Raw genomic sequence first — 16,861 nt, forward strand, 5'->3', positions numbered from 1 at the left:
CGTCAGAGGCCGGCGGCAGACCGCAGGTCGTCGACGCGGTCCAGCCGCTCCCAGGTGAAGTCCGGCAACTCGCGGCCGAAGTGACCGTATGTGGCCGTCTTCGCGTAGATCGGTCGGAGCAGGTCGAGATCGCGGATGATCGCAGCAGGACGCAGATCGAACACCTCGCGTACCGCCGCGGTGATGCGCTCATCGGGCACGTGCCCAGTGCCGAACGTCTCGACGTACAGTCCAACGGGCGAGGCCGTTCCGATCGCGTACGCGACCTGCACCTCCAAGCGGTCGGCAAGCCCGGCCGCGACCGCATTCTTCGCGACCCAGCGCATGGCATAGGCGCCGGAGCGGTCGACCTTCGACGGATCCTTTCCGCTGAACGCTCCCCCGCCGTGCCGTGAAGCGCCGCCGTAGGTGTCGATGATGATCTTGCGCCCCGTGAGACCCGCGTCACCCTGCGGTCCGCCGATTTCGAACCGCCCCGTGGGATTGATGAGCAGTTTCACGTCGCGTGAGTCCAGTTCGACCCGCTCGAGCAACGGGCGGATGATGTGCTCGGCCACCTCGGCTCGCAACCGCTCGGTGGGGACGGCAGGAGAATGCTGCGTGGACAGCACGACCGTGTCGATGGTTCGCGGGGTGATGCCCTCGTATCCGATGGTCACCTGGGTCTTGCCGTCCGGACGCAGATAGTCGAGCTCGCCGTCTTTGCGTGCCTCGGCGAGGCGTTCGGCAAGGCGGTGGGCGATCCAGATCGGAACGGGCATGAGCTCAGGGGTCTCGGTCGTGGCGTAACCGAACATGATGCCCTGGTCGCCGGCCCCCTGACGGTCGAGCAGGTCGACGGATGCCCCTTCGCGCGTCTCGTATGCGGTGTCGACGCCCTGCGCGATGTCGGGCGACTGACCACCGATCGACACGGAGACGCCACAGGATCGCCCGTCGAACCACACGTCGGAAGAGGTGTATCCGATCGACGTGATGGTGTCACGCACGATCGCGGGGATCTCGACATAACCGCTCGTGCTCACCTCGCCGGCGACATGCACGAGGCCGGTCGTAACGAGCGTCTCCACGGCAACGCGACTGTACGGGTCGACCGTGAGCAGGGCATCCAGGATGCCATCGGAGACCTGGTCGCAGATCTTGTCCGGGTGTCCCTCTGTCACTGACTCGGACGTGAAAAGACGCAGAGAACTCAAGGATGCTCCATCGGTTGGAAGCCCGTTCCATGGGTGTCTGGCGCCGTTCGGGCCGGGCTCGGTGTGCTCGACGCGTGCCTCGTCAGGCGGGAGTGATGACGTCGAGAATACGGTCGGCCACCGACGCTTTCGTGCCTGAGGCCTCCATCACGATATCGCCGCCTCCGTCGAGCACGACGACCTCGTTGTCATCTGCGGAAAACCCGGTGTGCCATCCCACGTTGTTGATGACCAGGTAGTCGCATCCCTTGCGAGCGAGCTTCCGTCTGCCCAGCTCGATGAGTTCCTGGGGGTCGTTCTCGGTCTCGGCCGCGAAGCCCACCACGGTCTGGTCGGCTCGCTTGCCGGCAGAGAGTTCGGCGAGGATGTCTGGATTCGCGACGAGGGACAGCTCGAGAGCGTCGCCCACCTTCTCCTTCTTGATCTTCGCCTCGCTCGGGGCGGTCGGGCGGAAGTCGGCCACAGCCGCTGCCATGATCACGACGTCCGCCTCCGCGGCAGCTTCGGTCACGGCATGCTGCAGTTCGAGCGTGGTGGACGCCGTGCGCGTCTCGACGCCGTCGGGCGCCGGCACGTCGAGGTGCGCGGCGATGAGCACGACATCGGCACCGCGGTCACGGGCTGCGACCGCCAGGGCGACGCCCTGCTTGCCGCTCGACCGGTTGCCGAGGTACCGCACCGGATCGAGCGGCTCGCGTGTGCCGCCTGCCGTGATCACGAAGCGTCGCCCGGAGAGATCGCGGCGCGCGGCATCCCCTTGCGCGCGCGTGGAGGCGGGCCTGTCGCGTCGAGCGGTCTGGCGCGCAGCCAGGGCCAGCGCCGTCGTCACGATCTTGTCCGGCTCTTCCATGCGGCCGGGTCCGGAATCGGTGCCGGTGAGCGCTCCGACACCAGGACCCACGATCGCGACGCCGCGTGATCGCAGCGTCTGCACGTTGGCCCGCGTGGCTGGATGCTGCCACATCTCCGTGTGCATAGCCGGCGCGAGGAGTACGGGGGCCGTGGTCGCGAGCACGGTGTTGGTGAGCAGGTCGTCGGCCAGCCCGTTGGCGAGCTTGGCGATCGTGTTCGCCGTCGCCGGTGCGATCACCACGAGGTCGGCGCGCTTGCCGATGCCGACGTGTCGAACCTCGGAGACACCCTCATAAAGGTCTGTGTTGAGCGGGTTGCGGCTGATCGCCTCGAAGGTGGGCGCTCCCACGAAGCGCAGCGCGGCATCCGTCGCGATCACGTGCACATCGTGCCCTTGAAGCACGAGCGCGCGGATGACCGAAACGGCCTTGTACGCGGCAATGCCGCCGGTCACGCCCACGACGATCGTCATTGGCGTGCTCACGGCGGCACTCTCGCTGGTCGTCACTCGTCGATAGGACGGACGACGAGCTTGTCTTCGTTGATCTCGTGCAGGGCGACGGACAGCGGCTTGTCGTCGATGGTGGAGTCCACCAGCGGGCCGACGTTGTCGAAGAGGCTTCCTTCGTGCAGGTCTGCGTAGTAGTCGTTGATCTGGCGTGCTCGCTTGGACGCGAAGATCACGAGTGCGTACTTCGACTCGACTCGTGAAAGCAGCTCGTCGATCGGCGGGTCGATGATGCCCTTGGCTGCGGTTGACATGAATGCTCCTTATGTTGCGGCCGCCGGGCGCCTGGCCGTGCGAAATTGCTGCGTTCGCCGGCGGCGAGGAAGGCTGACCTCGACGTTCAGCGACCGGATGACGTGGCGGCGCGGCGCGGACGGCGCGCCTGCACCTCCATCAAGTCTACGACCTCGCGCGCAGCCTCGGCCACGGTGCTGTTCACCACGCGTGCATCGAACTCGTCCTGTGCCGCCAACTCCACCTTCGCGGTGGCCAGCCTGCGGTGCTGTTCCTCCTGCGACTCGGTACCGCGGCCGACGAGCCGTCTCACGAGTTCTTCCCAGCTCGGCGGTGCCAGGAACACGAGCACGGCGTCGGGCATTGCCGCGCGCACCTGCCGCGCGCCCTGCAGGTCGATCTCGAGCAGCACGTTCCTGCCTTCGGCGAGGGCGCGCTCGATGGGTGCGCGCGGCGTGCCGTAGCGATGGCTGTTGTGCACCTTCGCCCATTCGAGCAGCTCGTGGTCGGCGATCATGCGATCGAACTCCGCGTCGTCGACGAAGTAGTAGTCGACGCCGTGCACCTCGCCTGGCCGCGCGGGTCGCGTGGTGGCCGACACCGACAGCATCACTGCCGGGTAGTTCTCCCTGATGTACCGCGCGACAGTGCCCTTGCCAACGGCGGTCGGCCCTGCGAGCACGGTGAGCCTGGTGCGTCGGCCGCCCGCCGGACGCTCGAACCGTTCGATCAGGAATTCGCGCAGGCGGGTGCGCTGATGCTTGCCGAGCCCGCCGAGTCGCTTCACCGGCGCTATTTCGAGGCGCGACAGGATGTCAGCGGTCTTGGTCGCACCGATGGCCTTGAGACTCATGAGGAAGTCGGTGACGCGCAGGGTGCCTTCCGGCCCTGTGGGATCGGCGGCCGCGGCATCCAGAACCTCGACGGGTGAGCGTGCGCCGGCCGTGATGGCGGCCTTGACCGCTGCGCGGGCGCGCCTGGCGGCCACGGCCGCGCGGGATGCGGCGACGCGGTCGACTTCGGGCGGGCGGATGCTTTTGATACGAGTCTCTGAGTCGGGCATGGCGTCTAAGGGGGCGGCGGTGCGGGCGAGCCGCGCCGGATGATCAGACAAGGTCGGTTGATACCTCAGCGGTGCGAGAGGGAACGGTGTCGACGATATTCGTTTGCGCGCGCGGAGACGGCATCGGCGATCCCGTCTCGACCGGCCGACAGGATGCTGCGGCTCTCGCTGGCGACGACCCACGGCTCGGCCCGGCCGAAACGGCCGAGATCCGCGATGTCGGCGCCTTGGTGGCCGAACCCGGGGGCGAGGATGGGAGCGGGTGGCGAGTACGCCTCGAGGCCAGCATCCGCCAAGTCTACGGTCCCTCCGATGACGAATCCGAGACTCGCCCACTCGCCCGCAGGGGTGTGTTCGGCGTTGCGGGCGGATACCTCGGCCACGATGTGGGCCGAGACCGTGCTGCCGTCTGCGAGGCGGGCGCGCTGACCGGCCAGGGCATCCGGATTGCTCGTCGCGGCGAGCACGAAGACACCCTTGTCGTGGGCCTCGGCGAGCTCGAATGTGTGCGTCAGCGCGCCGGTGCCCAGGAACGGGTTGGCCGTCATGGCGTCCGCCTCGAGGGGCGAGCCGGGGGTGAGCCAGGCGTCGGCGTATGCATCCATCGTCGTGCCGATGTCGCCGCGTTTGGCGTCGGCGATCACGAGCAGCCCGGCGGCTCGGGCAGCCGCCAGCACCTCCTCGAGGGCCGCGTAGCCCGCCGATCCGTATCGCTCGTAGAAGGAGACCTGCGGTTTCACGATCCCCGTCGACGGTGCGACGGCTTCCACCACGCGCAGTCCGAACTCGCGGGCACCCGACGCGGAGGCATCCAGTCCCCATTGCCCGAGAAGGGCGACGTGCGGGTCGATGCCGACGCAGAGCGGCCCTCTGTCGTCGAGCACCGCCCTGACGCGTTCACCGAACCGTGTCACAGGCGCCCCGCCCGGTCGATGGCGTACTCCTGCAGCGACCTCACGTCGAAGCCCTCGCGAATCGCGTCGATGGATGCCACCGCCGCGCTGAGCTCGGCGATCGTGGTGAACAATGCGATGTCCGCAGCGACCGCCGCGGCCCTGATCTCGTACCCGTCGGCACGTGCCGAACGTCCGCTCGGCGTGTTCACGACGATGTCGATCTCACCCGCGTTGATCAGGTCGACGATGCTGGGCTCGTCGCCCGATGGCGCGTCGCTGTACTTGCGCACGGTCTCCGCCGCGATGCCGTTGCGTGCCAGCACCTCTGCGGTGCCCTCGGTGGCGACCAGCCGGTAGCCCTGCTGCGCGAGCCGGAGCGCCGGGAGCACAATGGACCTCTTGTCGCGGTCGCTGACCGACACGAAGACCGTGCCGGAGAGCGGCATGCCGCCGTACGCAGCGGTCTGGCTCTTCGCGAACGCGCGCGGGAAGTCGCGATCGATGCCCATGACCTCACCGGTCGAGCGCATCTCGGGGCCGAGCACCGAATCCACCATCTGCCCGTCCTTGGTGCGGAACCGCTTGAAGGGCAGCACCGCCTCCTTGACCGAGATGGGGGCGTCGAGCGGCACGACCGAGCCGTCGTCTGCTGGCAGCAGGCCGGCATCCTTGAGGTCGGCGATCGACTCGCCCACCATGATGCGGCTGGCAGCCTTGGCCAGGGGGATGCCGAGCGCCTTGGACACGAACGGAACCGTGCGGCTGGCCCGCGGGTTCGCCTCGAGCACGTAGAGCACGCCTGCGGCGACGGCGAACTGCACGTTGAGCAGTCCTCGAACGCCGATGCCCTCGGCGATCTTCACCGTGGCCACGCGCACGCGGTCGATCTCCGCCCTGCCGAGCGTCACGGGCGGCAGCGTGCAGCTGGAGTCGCCGGAGTGGATGCCAGCCTCCTCGATGTGCTCCATCACTCCGCCGATGTAGAGCTCCGTGCCGTCGTACAGCGCGTCGACGTCGATCTCGGTCGCGTCGTCGAGGAACCGGTCGACGAGCAGCGGATGCCCCGGCCCGATGATCGCCTGGTCTGCAACCCGCTCGAAGTAGTCCTCCAGAGACGGTGAGTCGTACACGATCTCCATGCCGCGCCCGCCGAGCACATAGCTCGGCCGCACGAGCACGGGGAAGCCGATCTCGGCCGCGACGGCCTGCGCTCCCGCCACGTCGTAGGCGGTCCCGTTACGCGGGGCGAGCAGCCCGGCGTTGTCGAGGATGCCGGCGAACAGCCCGCGCTCCTCCGCGAGGTCGATCGCACTCGGCGACGTGCCGAGGATGGGCACGCCCGCCGCCTCCAGGCCCTTGGCCAGGCCGAGCGCCGTCTGCCCGCCGAGCTGAACCACAACGCCGACGAGCTCGCCGGACTGCGATTCCGCATGGATCACCTCGAGAACGTCCTCGAGCGTGAGCGGCTCGAAGTAGAGCCGGTCGCTCGTGTCGTAGTCGGTGGAGACCGTCTCGGGGTTGCAGTTGATCATGATGGTCTCGAACCCCGCGTCGTGCAGGGCGAACGAGGCGTGCACGCACGAGTAGTCGAACTCGACGCCCTGTCCGATGCGGTTTGGTCCGGAACCGAGGATGACAACCTTGCGCTTGTCGCTCGGCTCGACCTCGGTCTCCGCGTCGTAGCTCGAGTAGTGGTACGGGGTGAGTGCCGGGAACTCCCCCGCGCACGTGTCGACGGTCTTGTACACCGGACGCACGCCGAGGATGTGGCGCACCTCGCGCACCTCCGCCTCGCCGAAGCCGCGCAGTTGGCCGATCTGGGCATCCGAGAACCCGTGGTCCTTGGCGAGCCGCATGGTCTCGGTGTCGAGCATGCCCGCATTCGCGATCTCGTCCGCCACCTCGTTGATGAGCACGATCTGGTCGAGGAACCAGGGGTCGATGCCTGTCGCCGTGTAGACGTCGTCGATGCTCGCACCCTTGCGCAGCGCCTGCTGCACCGTGACGATTCGGCCGTCGGTGGGCGTGACGGATGCCTGCACCAGCTCGTCGACGCTGCGCGCCTCGTCGCCCCAGTGGAACGACGAGCCGTTCTTCTCCAGCGATCGCAGAGCCTTCTGCAGGGCACTCGTGAAGCTGCGGCCGATCGCCATGGCCTCGCCGACGGACTTCATGGTCGTGGTCAGCGTGGGATCGGCTGCCGGGAACTTCTCGAACGCGAACCGCGGCACCTTCACGACGACGTAGTCGAGCGTCGGCTCGAAGCTCGCAGGCGTGACCTTGGTGATGTCGTTCGGGATCTCGTCGAGCCGGTACCCGATGGCCAGCTTCGCCGCGATCTTCGCGATCGGGAAGCCCGTGGCCTTGGACGCAAGCGCGCTCGATCGTGAGACGCGCGGGTTCATCTCGATCACGATCACCCTGCCGGTCTCCGGGTTCACGGCGAACTGGATGTTGCATCCGCCCGTGTCGACGCCGACGGCCCTGATGATGTCGATGCCGATGTCGCGCAGCCGCTGGTACTCGCGGTCGGTGAGAGTGAGCGCAGGGGCGACGGTGATCGAGTCGCCTGTGTGCACACCGACAGGGTCGACGTTCTCGATCGAGCAGACGACGACCGTGTTGTCGGCCGTGTCGCGCATCAGTTCGAGCTCGTACTCCTTCCAGCCCAGGATCGACTCCTCGAGCAGCACTTCGTGCGTCGGCGAATCGTGCAGGCCGGCACCGGCGATGCGACGCAGGTCGTTCTCGTCGTAGGCGAATCCGGAGCCGAGGCCGCCCATGGTGAAGCTGGGGCGCACGACGAGCGGGTAGCCGAGCTCGGCCGCGCCCGCCAGCACCTCGTCCATGGTGTGGCAGATGCGGGATGCCGCGACATCCGCTCCGCACTCGATGACGAGTTCCTTGAAGACCTGGCGGTTCTCGCCCTTCTCGATCGCCTCCACGTTCGCGCCGATGAGCTCGACGCCGTACTTGTCGAGCGTGCCCGCCTTGAACAGCGCCATCGCGGCGTTCAGCGCGGTCTGGCCGCCGAGCGTGGGCAGGATGGCATCCGGCCGCTCTTTCGCGATGATGGTCTCGATGACCTCTGGCGTGATCGGTTCGATGTAGGTGGCATCGGCGAAGTCGGGGTCGGTCATGATCGTCGCCGGGTTGGAGTTGACGAGGATGACCCGCACGCCGTCCTCGCGCAGCACTCGACACGCCTGCGTGCCCGAGTAGTCGAACTCGCACGCCTGGCCGATCACGATCGGACCGGACCCGATCACGAGAACGCTGGAGATGTCTTCTCTTTTCGGCATGACTCAGGCTTCTCCGCTCTCGTCGTTCTCGCTGTCTGGCCCCGGGTCTGAATTCGCGGCTTCACCGCCACCCGACGTGCGTCGCTCGTGCTCCCGCACGAGCTCGGCGAACCTGTCGAACAGGTAGTTCGCGTCGTGCGGTCCGGCAGCCGACTCTGGGTGGTACTGCACGCTGAACGCGGGGATGTCCAGGCAGTTCAGGCCCTCCACGACGTTGTCGTTGAGGTCGTAGTGGCTCACCTCGACGCGCCCGAAGCCTGCAGCGGACTCGCTCACCGAGTCGATCGGCGCGTCGACGGCGAACCCATGGTTGTGCGCCGTGATCTCCACCCTTCCGGTCGACCGGTCGAGCACGGGCTGGTTGATGCCCCGGTGCCCGAAGGGCAACTTGTAGGTCCCGTACCCGAGCGCACGGCCGAGCAGCTGGTTTCCGAAGCAGATGCCGAAGTACGGCACCTCGTTGCGCAGCACGGTGCGAAGCAGCTCGACGTGCTGATCTGACGCGGCGGGGTCGCCCGGCCCGTTCGAGTAGAACAGCGCGCTGGGCTTGAGGGCCATGATGTCGTCTGCGGTCGCCGTCTCCGGAACGACGATCACGTCGAAGCCCCGTTCCGCCAGGTAGTTCAGCGTGCTCGTCTTCACACCGAGGTCGAGAACCGCGACCGAGCCGACCCGCTCCCCGTTCGCCGGAATCGTATACTGCTCGGGCGTGGACACGACCGAGGACAGGTTCAGCCCGCGCATGTCCGCGCTGCCGCGCACGGCATCCAGCTGCTCGGAGTGGCTGAGCGAGGCATCCTGCCCGGAGAAGATGCCTGCGCGCATCGCGCCGGCCGAGCGCAGATGACGTGTCACGGCTCGCGTGTCGATGCCGCTGATCCCGACGACGCCGTTATCGGCCAGGTCGTCGTCGAGGCTGCGCTGCGAACGGAAGTTGGAGACGATCCGGGCTGGCTCGCGCACGGCGAAGCCTGCCACCCAGATTCGCTTCGATTCCATGTCGGTGTCGTTCATGCCCGTGTTGCCGATGTGCGGCGCCGTCATGAGCACGATCTGGCCGGCGTACGAGGGGTCGGTCAGCGTCTCCTGGTACCCCGTCATGCCCGTGGCGAAGACGGCCTCACCGAGCGTGTGGCCGAGCGCGCCGTAGCCGCGGCCCTCGTACCGTGTGCCGTCTTCCAGCACCAGAACGGCGGGCTCGCGGCGCGAGGCGATGGCACCGGCCGATGGAGTTGCGACCTCGACCCGCGGGGCGCTCGGGGCTTCGACGGGAGTGGTAGCGGCAGCCTGGTCCTGGGGCTCCTGCCCGGTGCCCTGGTCGCCGTTCTCCTGCTCGCCGTTCTCCTGCTGGCCGTGCTCCTGCTGGTCGTTCTCCTGCTGGTCTGGGGTCTGCTCCTGGGCGAATTCGTCGTCTGACATCTCAGGCCTCGCTTCCGGTGGTCGTATCGGTGGCGACGTCGTCGGCGCCGGTTGTGTCGTTGGGTGCTTGCGTCATCGAGCGGATGGCCGCAACGAGCCTGCCTTGCTCTGCGGCGTCGGCAAGGCGCAGGTAGGTGTCGAGTGCGGCGGCAGCGGGATCCGTGCCGCCTGCGGCTGCCTCGGTGTGCCAGGCGACGAGCACCAGTCCGTCGCGCTCCACCGAGCGATCGATGGTCCAGGTCGCGGTGCCCGCTCCGAGGATGGCGCATGCCGAGATCGCAACGCTGGTTTCGCCCGGAGCAGTGAGAGTCACTCCCCCGGTCGACACGGTGACAGTGGCGTTGGCCCGGAACGCCAGCCCGGGCACCACAACGCGATCGAGCGGTCGCTCGTGGTGCGTCGTGGCGACATGCACGGCCTGCGTCGTCAGGATCGTCTCACCGGGTGCCCGGAGCACCGACGGCACGACCAGCCCTGAGTCCCGTCTCGCACGTCGTCTCCAGCCCCACCACATGCCGACGAAGACGAGGGCGAGGATGACGATGATGAGCACGGTGGGCCAGAACTTATCCATTGAGCACCTGCTCTCTTACCGCCTCGGCGGCCAACGTCGCGGCCTCGTCGACAGCGATCAGCGCACCGTCGCGGAGCGTCGCGGTTCCGCTGTGGAACGTCCATGCAACACGCCCTGGCAGTTGGCGCCCCAGGTAGGGCGAATTCACACCCTTGCCCGCGAGGCGGTCCGCGTCGAACACGCCTTTCGTGTTCGCGTCGTAGAGCGCCAGGTCGGCGCGCGACCCCGTTCGTACCCCCGCACCGCGCGGTACGCGTCCGATCCTCGCGGGCGCCTCGCTCATCACGCGCGCGACGTCCGCCCAGTCAAGGAGACCAGTGGCGACGACGGCCTGGTGCACGACGCTCAGAGCCGATTCGAGGCCGACCATGCCATTGGCTGCCGCGTCCCACTCGCAGTCCTTGGCTTCGATCGGATGCGGCGCGTGATCGGTGGCGACGATGTCGATGGTGCCGTCCGCCAGCGCGGCGCGGAGCGCGAGCACATCCTCCTCGCGTCGCAGAGGCGGGTTGACCTTGAACCGCGCGTCGTAGCCGGAGACGAGCTCCTCGGTCAGGAGCAGATGGTGCGGGGTCACCTCCGCCGTCACGTCGATGCCGCGCGCCTTTGCCCACCTGATGATGTCGACGGACCCCGCGGTCGAGACGTGGCACACGTGCAGGCGGCTGCCGACGTGTTCTGCCAGCAGTACGTCTCGGGCGATGATCGACTCCTCCGCGACGGCCGGCCAGCCCGCAAGCCCGAGCGTTCCAGAGAGCGCACCCTCGTTCATCTGCGCTCCGACCGTGAGCCGCGGCTCCTGGGCGTGCTGTGCGATGACGCCGTCGAAGGCCTTGACGTACTCGAGTGCCCTGCGCATGAGCAGTGGGTCGGCGACGCACAGTCCGTCGTCGGAGAATACCCGGACCCGTGCGCGCGAGGATGCCATGGCGCCCAGCTCGGCGAGCCGCTCCCCCGCGAGACCCACGGTCACCGCACCGATGGGCTGCACGGTCGCGTAGCCCGCGATCTGGCCGAGAGTCAGTTCCTGTTCCACGACACCGGCTGTATCGGCCACCGGTGACGTGTTGGCCATGGCGAAGACGGTGGTGTAGCCGCCGGCCGCGGCCGCGCGCGTGCCGGTGAGCACGGTCTCGCTCTGCTCGTAGCCGGGCTCGCGCAGGTGGGTGTGCAGGTCGACCAGGCCGGGCAGGGCGATGAGTCCAGAGGCGTCGATGTGCGTGGCATCCTTGGCTCCGTCTCGCGCGTCATCGCCGACCGTAAGTCGGCCGTCGGCGACGAGGATGTCGGTTGCCGAGCCGTCGACGAGTGTCGCGCCCTCGATGAAGAAACGTTCGCTTGACACCTAACCGACCTCCCGATCGCCTGACAGCAGCAGATAGAGCGCAGCCATGCGCACGGAAACGCCGCTGGCGACCTGGTCGCGCACCAGCGAGCGCGGCGAATCGGCGGCTGCGGCGGAGATCTCCAGACCTCGGATCATCGGGCCCGGATGCATGACCATCGTATCCGGACGCAACCTGCTCGAACGCTCAGCGTCGAGCCCCCAGGTGCGGGAGTACTCTCGCGCGTTCGGGAAGAAGGCGGCGTTCATGCGTTCGGCCTGGATACGCAGCATCATGACCACGTCCGGGTCATCTGCGATGGCGGTGTCGAGGTCGTAGCCGATGGCAGCCGGCCATGACGTGGTGTCCACAGGCAGCAGGGTCGGTGGTGCGATGAGCGTGACGTTGGCACCGAGCGTGTCGAGAAGCCAGACGTTCGACCGGGCGACCCGAGAATGCAGGATGTCGCCCACGATCACGACGCGCAGACCGGAGAGATCCCTGCCGCGACTCGCGTCGCCGTGCAGGCGTTTCCGCATGGTGAACGCGTCGAGCAGCGCCTGCGTCGGGTGTTCGTGCGTGCCGTCGCCGGCGTTCAGGATGCCTGCGTCGATCCAGCCGCTGGAGGCTAGCGTGTGCGGGGCACCCGATGCCGAGTGGCGCACGACAACGGCGTCGGCGCCCATTGCGGCGAGCGTCTGTGCCGTGTCCTTGAGGCTCTCGCCCTTCGATACACTCGACCCCTTGGCGCTGAAGTTGATGACGTCGGCCGAGAGGCGCTTGGCCGCTGCTTCGAACGAGATGCGGGTGCGTGTCGAGTCTTCGAAGAACAGATTGACCACGGTCTTGCCGCGCAGGGTCGGGAGCTTCTTCACCTCGCGAGTGGCGACATCCGCCATGTCTTCGGCCACATCGAGAATGCCGACCGCGGTGGCGCGGTCCAGGTCACGAGTGGAGAGCAGGTGGCGCATCAGTTCTCGCCTCCGTCGATCGTGACGGCATCCTCGTCGTCGACCTCGGTCACGCGCACATTGATGCGTTCCCGCGTCGAGCTCGGCAGGTTCTTGCCGACGAAGTCGGCGCGGATCGGGAACTCGCGGTGCCCTCGATCCACGAGCACGGCGAGGCGCACAGCCCTCGCCCTCCCCAGGTCACTCAGAGCGTCGAGTGCGGCGCGGATGGTGCGTCCGGAGAACAGCACGTCGTCGACGAGCACCACGGTCTTCCCGTCGATCGACACGGGAACGCTCGTGGGCGAAGGCGCCCGAGTGGGATGCTTCGCGAGATCGTCGCGGTACATCGTCACGTCGAGCGATCCCACCGGCGGTGTTGCGCCGTCTTCGATGCGTGCGATCGCGGCTCCGATGCGGTGCGCGAGCGCGACTCCGCGTGTGGGGATGCCCAGGAGCACGAGATCGGCGGATCCCCGGTTGGACTCCAGGATCTCGTGAGAGATCCGAGTCAACGCCCGGGCGATGTCAGCCTGGTGCAGCACGGTGCGTGCCGTCATGCCGACCCCCTTCCCCGCCTCACAGGACGGCCCTTAAAGGTTGCCAAACTCGCACAAGCCTATCAGGCACGCGGATGTGCTCGTGTGCAGGGTGGCGGCTTCTCTCCGCTCGGTTCTCCGCGCCCATTTCCGTAACCAGCCTTCTCTACCGCTTCGGTTTCCGCAGTCGGCAGTTCTGGCCGCCTCGTTTCCATTCTTTCCGTCGCTGTCCCTCTTCTTGCGCTCGGTTCTTCCGCTGCTGCGTTTCTTCGCGGCCCGGTTGTGCATGGGGGCGCCGGTGTGTCGGTGGTGGGGCGTAGGTTCGAAGGTATGTACGAACCCGATGTGATTGTTTCCGCGGAGGTTGAGGAGGTGCCGTGGTGGGAGGATCCGGAGTTGCCGTCTTCGGCCGCGGAGATGGCGTGTTCTGCTGCGCTTGTGTCTGCGGAGGTGGTGTTGGGGTTCGTGTTGGGTGATGCGGTGGGGTCGCAGACGGTGGTGTATCAGCAGGCGGCCAGGCAGGTGTTCGCGATCCGGGACGCGTTTCAGATTGCCCGGCAGAATCCGCGCATTTATGTGCCGGTCGGCATGAGGGATCGGGATCCGCGGGTGGATGAGGTGGATTTCGCGCAACGGTCGGTCGCGTTCGATCTGGCGCAACGGTTGCAGGTGAGTGAGAACGTGGTGCGTTCGATGGCGTTCCAGGGCGAGGTGTTGTCGGCCTCTTTGCCCGGTCTGTGCGGGCTGTTCATGGCTGGTCTCATCTCGCCGCAGCATGCCAGGGCTGCGGTGGAAGCCTCGGTCGGGCTTCCGGATCGGGCGGCGTTTGAGGCGTTTGACGCGAAGCTGACCGGGATCGCGGAACGGGTAAGGGCAGGTGAGTTCGCCCGTCGCTGCCGGTTGTTGCGGGAACGGTTGTGTGCTGACACGGTGCAGGAACGGCATCAGGAAGCGGTGCGGTGCCGCCGGGTGGTGGTGGAGCCGGCCGAGGATGCCATGGCCTGGCTGCACCTGTACGGGCCGATCGTGCAGATCGCGCAAGCCGAAGCCGCACTCACCGCCGCAGCACGCCGCCTCCACGCGAGGGAGGGTGAGTCGCGCACCCTTGATCAGTTGCGGGCCGACCTCGCCCTGCACTTCCTCACCGCCAACGGCGGCGCAGGTGCCGGTAGCACGGGCGGCACGGGCAGCAGCGCTGGTGTCAGCGGCCGGAGCGGCACGGGCGGGTCTGCCGGTAACGGTGTGCAGCCGGTGGTGTTGATGGATGCTGACGGCCGGTTCGCGGAACTCCTCGGCTACGGGCCGATCCCAGCCCAGACCGCGGGTCGCGTGTTACGGGATGCTCCCGCGTTCCGCAAAGTGGTCGCTGATCCGGGCTCCCCGGCCGGGTTGAACCTGGATGCCAGACGGTACCGGCCAACCCCTGACCAGAAACGGTGGCTGACGATCAGGTACGGGCTCGACGACGACGCCGCACCCTACCTGGCTACCGGGGTCACCAGCGGGGGTGAGATCGACCATGTCGTCGAATGGCAACACGGTGGCACCACCGAGGTGACCAACCTGGTCCCACTGAAACCACGACTGCACCGACTCAAAACCGTCACCCGGATCCGCATCGACCCCAAACCCGACGGCGGCATCCGAGTGCGAACACCCACCGGCCACGACACCGACCCACCACCCTTCTAACAGCGGCCTACGCTGCACGCGCTCTTCGCTGCACGAGCTTTACGCTGGCCGAATGCATGCTGCAGTGAGACTGGCGGATTCCGGCGACCGAGACCTGCTCGATCGCATGATGCAGTCCTATCTGCGCGGCTTCTCCGCGGTCGATGGCCGAGTTCCCGACGCGGACGGGCGCTATCCATATCCGTGGCTGGATGCCTATTGGAGCGACGAAGACCGCCGCCCCTACCTCATCGACGTCGATGCGGTCCGCCGGATTCGCGCTCGTGCGTCTGACCCGTCCCATCGAGATGGCGGAATTCTTCATCGACCCGGCGCGGAGGCGGGAGGGCGTTGGCCGCTGTGCGGTAGAACGCTTGTTCGCGCTTCACCCCGGCGAATGGCGGGTGTCGCAGATGAGGGAGAACGAGGGCGCCGCTGCGTTCTGGCGGGCGGTCATCCCCGTCCCATTCGAGGAGAGCGTGCTATCGGATGGCAGGACCGAGCAGCGCTTCCGGGTGCCCGCTACTACTTGCCACCCGAGGCGATGAAGGCAAGCAGAGCCTTCGTGTCGGTGATGTCGCCCGAGTAGGAGTGCCCATTCACGAGAACCGTCGGAGTGCCCTTGATCGACTTGATGTCGGCTCCGGGAATCGGCCCGTTCAGCGCATTCTCCGTGTTCCTGGTCAGCCAGCCGGCATACTTATGCGACTTGATGCACGAGTCGACGGATGTCGCACCGACACCGTGCGCGAGCGAGACGAGCTTGGCGTCGGTGAGGCCGGACGACTGCTCCCCCGGCTGGTTCGCATAGAGCGCCGAGAGGTAGGTCAGCGTGGCCTTCGGATCGGATGCCGCCACGCACGTAAGCGCACTCCCGGCGCGCGACGAGTAGTTCGTGCCCTGCGAGTTGGGGTCGAGGAAGTTGAGCGGATGCACCCGCAGGGTGATGGTGCCGTCGTTCACCTTGCCGGCAAGCGCACGGCCGTTGGCACGCTCGAACTGTCCGCAGTACGGGCACATCGGGTCGATGTAGGTGTCGACCGTCGTCTTGCCGTCGCCGACGACGAGCGCGCCCTTGTCGAAGTCCGCGGCGCCCGTCACGCCCTTCGGAATCGCCGCCGAACCGTGGCCACCGCCCGTGGTGGTGGTCGGCGCGGCCGTGCAGGCGGCGAGGACCACCGCGACGGCTGCGGTGAGAAGGGCGGTGACGATGGTGCGCGTGAGGGGGCGTCTCATGACTGAAGGCTTCCAGGAGTCGAGGGTGGGGTGACCGTCTCGTCAGTGCGCGACAGCGGAGCCGATCTTCGCGAGCAGGCCGTTCACGAACTTCGCCGAATCATCCGTCGACAGGATCGTGGCCTGCTCGACGGCCTCCGAGATCGCGACACCGTCGGGGATCGCGGGGTTGAAGAGCAGCTCCCACACGCCCATCCGCAGGATCGCACGGTCCACCGCGGGCATCCGTTCCAGGGTCCAACCCTGCGCGTACGTCTGGATGAGCTCATCGATCTCGTCGCCGTTGTCGATGACACCGTCGACGATCTCGCGAGCGTAGAGCCAGGACGCCTCACGTGCAGGCTCGTTCGCCGCGCGCTGCGCCTCGTCCGCGAGAGCCCGCGCGAACGGGATGCCCCGCAGGTCGGCGCTGTAGAGGATGTCGATGGCGCGCTTGCGTGCCTTGCTTCTGGCGCTCACTAGTTGACGCGGCCGAGGTACTCGCCCGTGCGGGTGTCGACCTTGACCTTCGTACCGGTCTCGAGGAACAGCGGCACCTGGATCTGGTAGCCCGTCTCGACCGTTGCGGGCTTCGTTCCTCCGGTGGAGCGGTCGCCCTGCAGTCCCGGCTCGGTGTAGGTGATCTCCAGCACGACGGATGCCGGCAACTCCACGTAGAGCGGGTTGCCGTTGTTCATGGCGATGGTGACGTTCTGGTTCTCGAGCATGAAGTTCGCAGCATCGCCCACGATCGTTCCAGGCACGGTGAACTGGTCGTAGTCGCTCGTGTCCATGAACACGAACCCGTCGCCGTCGCTGTACAGGTACTGGTACTCGCGACGGTCGACGTTCTCGAACTCGAGCTTGGTGCCCGCGTTGTACGTGCGGTCGACGACCTTGCCGCTGACGACGTTCTTGAGCTTGGTGCGCACGAACGCGCCGCCCTTGCCCGGCTTGACGTGCTGGAACTCGATCACTGTCCAGAGCTGGCCGTCGATGTTGAGGACGGCGCCATTGCGAATGTCGGCGGTGTCGGATGCCATGCGTGAAGATCCTTAAGTAACGATGGGGAAGTCGAGTGGTCACCACGCGCCCGCGCGGACCATCGAGACATTCT

The 16,861-nt window shown here is 67.3% G+C and carries 15 protein-coding genes; 1 reads left to right on the forward strand and 14 read right to left on the reverse strand.

Going from position 1 to position 16,861, the window contains the following annotated elements:
• Positions 1-2: 2 nt before the first annotated feature.
• From metK to pyrR, 11 genes are all read right to left on the reverse strand, one after another.
• Positions 3-1,196, reverse strand: a complete 1,194-nt coding sequence (gene metK, locus ACO2Q7_RS01410) for a methionine adenosyltransferase (protein WP_423353860.1) — start codon at positions 1,194-1,196, stop codon at positions 3-5.
• Between the two features lie 82 nt (positions 1,197-1,278).
• Entirely contained in the window at positions 1,279-2,520 is a 1,242-nt protein-coding gene (gene coaBC, locus ACO2Q7_RS01415) for a bifunctional phosphopantothenoylcysteine decarboxylase/phosphopantothenate--cysteine ligase CoaBC (protein ID WP_423355932.1), read from the reverse strand.
• A gap of 32 nt (positions 2,521-2,552) precedes the next feature.
• Positions 2,553-2,810: a DNA-directed RNA polymerase subunit omega gene (gene rpoZ, locus ACO2Q7_RS01420; RefSeq protein WP_423353861.1), complete on the reverse strand. Its 258-nt coding sequence runs from the start codon at positions 2,808-2,810 to the stop codon at positions 2,553-2,555.
• 86 nt (positions 2,811-2,896) lie between these two features.
• Positions 2,897-3,853: a guanylate kinase gene (gene gmk / locus ACO2Q7_RS01425; RefSeq protein WP_423355933.1), complete on the reverse strand. Its 957-nt coding sequence runs from the start codon at positions 3,851-3,853 to the stop codon at positions 2,897-2,899.
• Between the two features lie 65 nt (positions 3,854-3,918).
• Entirely contained in the window at positions 3,919-4,767 is an 849-nt protein-coding gene (gene pyrF, locus ACO2Q7_RS01430) for an orotidine-5'-phosphate decarboxylase (protein ID WP_423353862.1), read from the reverse strand.
• On the reverse strand, positions 4,764-8,051 hold the full coding sequence (carB, locus tag ACO2Q7_RS01435) for a carbamoyl-phosphate synthase large subunit (protein WP_423353863.1): 3,288 nt from the start codon (positions 8,049-8,051) through the stop codon (positions 4,764-4,766). Before carB ends, pyrF begins: the two co-directional genes overlap by 4 nt.
• Positions 8,052-8,054: 3 nt before the next feature.
• Positions 8,055-9,470, reverse strand: coding sequence for a glutamine-hydrolyzing carbamoyl-phosphate synthase small subunit (gene carA, locus ACO2Q7_RS01440; protein WP_423353864.1), 1,416 nt, complete (start codon positions 9,468-9,470; stop codon positions 8,055-8,057).
• Position 9,471: 1 nt separating this feature from the next.
• Positions 9,472-10,044, reverse strand: coding sequence for a hypothetical protein (locus tag ACO2Q7_RS01445; protein WP_423353865.1), 573 nt, complete (start codon positions 10,042-10,044; stop codon positions 9,472-9,474).
• The gene (locus tag ACO2Q7_RS01450) at positions 10,037-11,389 is read right to left on the reverse strand and encodes a dihydroorotase (RefSeq protein ID WP_423353866.1); all 1,353 of its coding nucleotides are present in this window, start codon (positions 11,387-11,389) and stop codon (positions 10,037-10,039) included. The genes ACO2Q7_RS01445 and ACO2Q7_RS01450 overlap by 8 nt, the downstream gene beginning before the upstream one ends.
• The gene (locus tag ACO2Q7_RS01455) at positions 11,390-12,340 is read right to left on the reverse strand and encodes an aspartate carbamoyltransferase catalytic subunit (RefSeq protein WP_423353867.1); all 951 of its coding nucleotides are present in this window, start codon (positions 12,338-12,340) and stop codon (positions 11,390-11,392) included. It lies immediately after the preceding gene.
• Entirely contained in the window at positions 12,340-12,879 is a 540-nt protein-coding gene (gene pyrR / locus ACO2Q7_RS01460; RefSeq protein ID WP_423353868.1) for a bifunctional pyr operon transcriptional regulator/uracil phosphoribosyltransferase PyrR, read from the reverse strand. The genes ACO2Q7_RS01455 and pyrR overlap by 1 nt, the downstream gene beginning before the upstream one ends.
• A 309-nt stretch (positions 12,880-13,188) precedes the next feature.
• On the opposite strand from pyrR, the gene ACO2Q7_RS01465 reads away from it, so the two are divergent.
• Positions 13,189-14,550, forward strand: a complete 1,362-nt coding sequence (locus tag ACO2Q7_RS01465) for a DUF222 domain-containing protein (RefSeq protein WP_423353869.1) — start codon at positions 13,189-13,191, stop codon at positions 14,548-14,550.
• Between the two features lie 504 nt (positions 14,551-15,054).
• Here ACO2Q7_RS01465 and ACO2Q7_RS01470 read toward each other — a convergent pair.
• From ACO2Q7_RS01470 to efp, 3 genes are read right to left on the reverse strand one after another with little or no spacing between them, the layout of a single operon-like run.
• Positions 15,055-15,765, reverse strand: a complete 711-nt coding sequence (locus ACO2Q7_RS01470; protein WP_423353870.1) for a DsbA family protein — start codon at positions 15,763-15,765, stop codon at positions 15,055-15,057.
• A gap of 42 nt (positions 15,766-15,807) precedes the next feature.
• Complete coding sequence (gene nusB, locus ACO2Q7_RS01475; protein WP_423353871.1) at positions 15,808-16,224, reverse strand: transcription antitermination factor NusB; 417 nt, start codon at positions 16,222-16,224, stop codon at positions 15,808-15,810.
• Positions 16,224-16,787 (reverse strand): elongation factor P, encoded by a 564-nt coding sequence (gene efp / locus ACO2Q7_RS01480; RefSeq protein ID WP_423353872.1) that lies wholly within the window; start codon positions 16,785-16,787, stop codon positions 16,224-16,226. Before efp ends, nusB begins: the two co-directional genes overlap by 1 nt.
• Between the last annotated feature and the right edge of the window lie 74 nt (positions 16,788-16,861).

Source organism: Rathayibacter sp. KR2-224, assembly GCF_049446075.1.
Taxonomy (GTDB): domain Bacteria; phylum Actinomycetota; class Actinomycetes; order Actinomycetales; family Microbacteriaceae; genus Humibacter.

Coding starts and splice junctions, on each gene's coding strand:
- coaBC (WP_423355932.1), bottom strand. CDS start 2,520: ATGACGATCGTCGTGGGCGTGACCGGCGGCATTGCCGCGTACAAGGCC.
- rpoZ (WP_423353861.1), bottom strand. CDS start 2,810: ATGTCAACCGCAGCCAAGGGCATCATCGACCCGCCGATCGACGAGCTG.
- gmk (WP_423355933.1), bottom strand. CDS start 3,853: ATGCCCGACTCAGAGACTCGTATCAAAAGCATCCGCCCGCCCGAAGTC.
- carB (WP_423353863.1), bottom strand. CDS start 8,051: ATGCCGAAAAGAGAAGACATCTCCAGCGTTCTCGTGATCGGGTCCGGT.
- carA (WP_423353864.1), bottom strand. CDS start 9,470: ATGTCAGACGACGAATTCGCCCAGGAGCAGACCCCAGACCAGCAGGAG.
- ACO2Q7_RS01445 (WP_423353865.1), bottom strand. CDS start 10,044: ATGGATAAGTTCTGGCCCACCGTGCTCATCATCGTCATCCTCGCCCTC.
- ACO2Q7_RS01455 (WP_423353867.1), bottom strand. CDS start 12,340: ATGCGCCACCTGCTCTCCACTCGTGACCTGGACCGCGCCACCGCGGTC.
- pyrR (WP_423353868.1), bottom strand. CDS start 12,879: ATGACGGCACGCACCGTGCTGCACCAGGCTGACATCGCCCGGGCGTTG.
- ACO2Q7_RS01465 (WP_423353869.1), top strand. CDS start 13,189: ATGTACGAACCCGATGTGATTGTTTCCGCGGAGGTTGAGGAGGTGCCG.
- ACO2Q7_RS01470 (WP_423353870.1), bottom strand. CDS start 15,765: ATGAGACGCCCCCTCACGCGCACCATCGTCACCGCCCTTCTCACCGCA.
- efp (WP_423353872.1), bottom strand. CDS start 16,787: ATGGCATCCGACACCGCCGACATTCGCAATGGCGCCGTCCTCAACATC.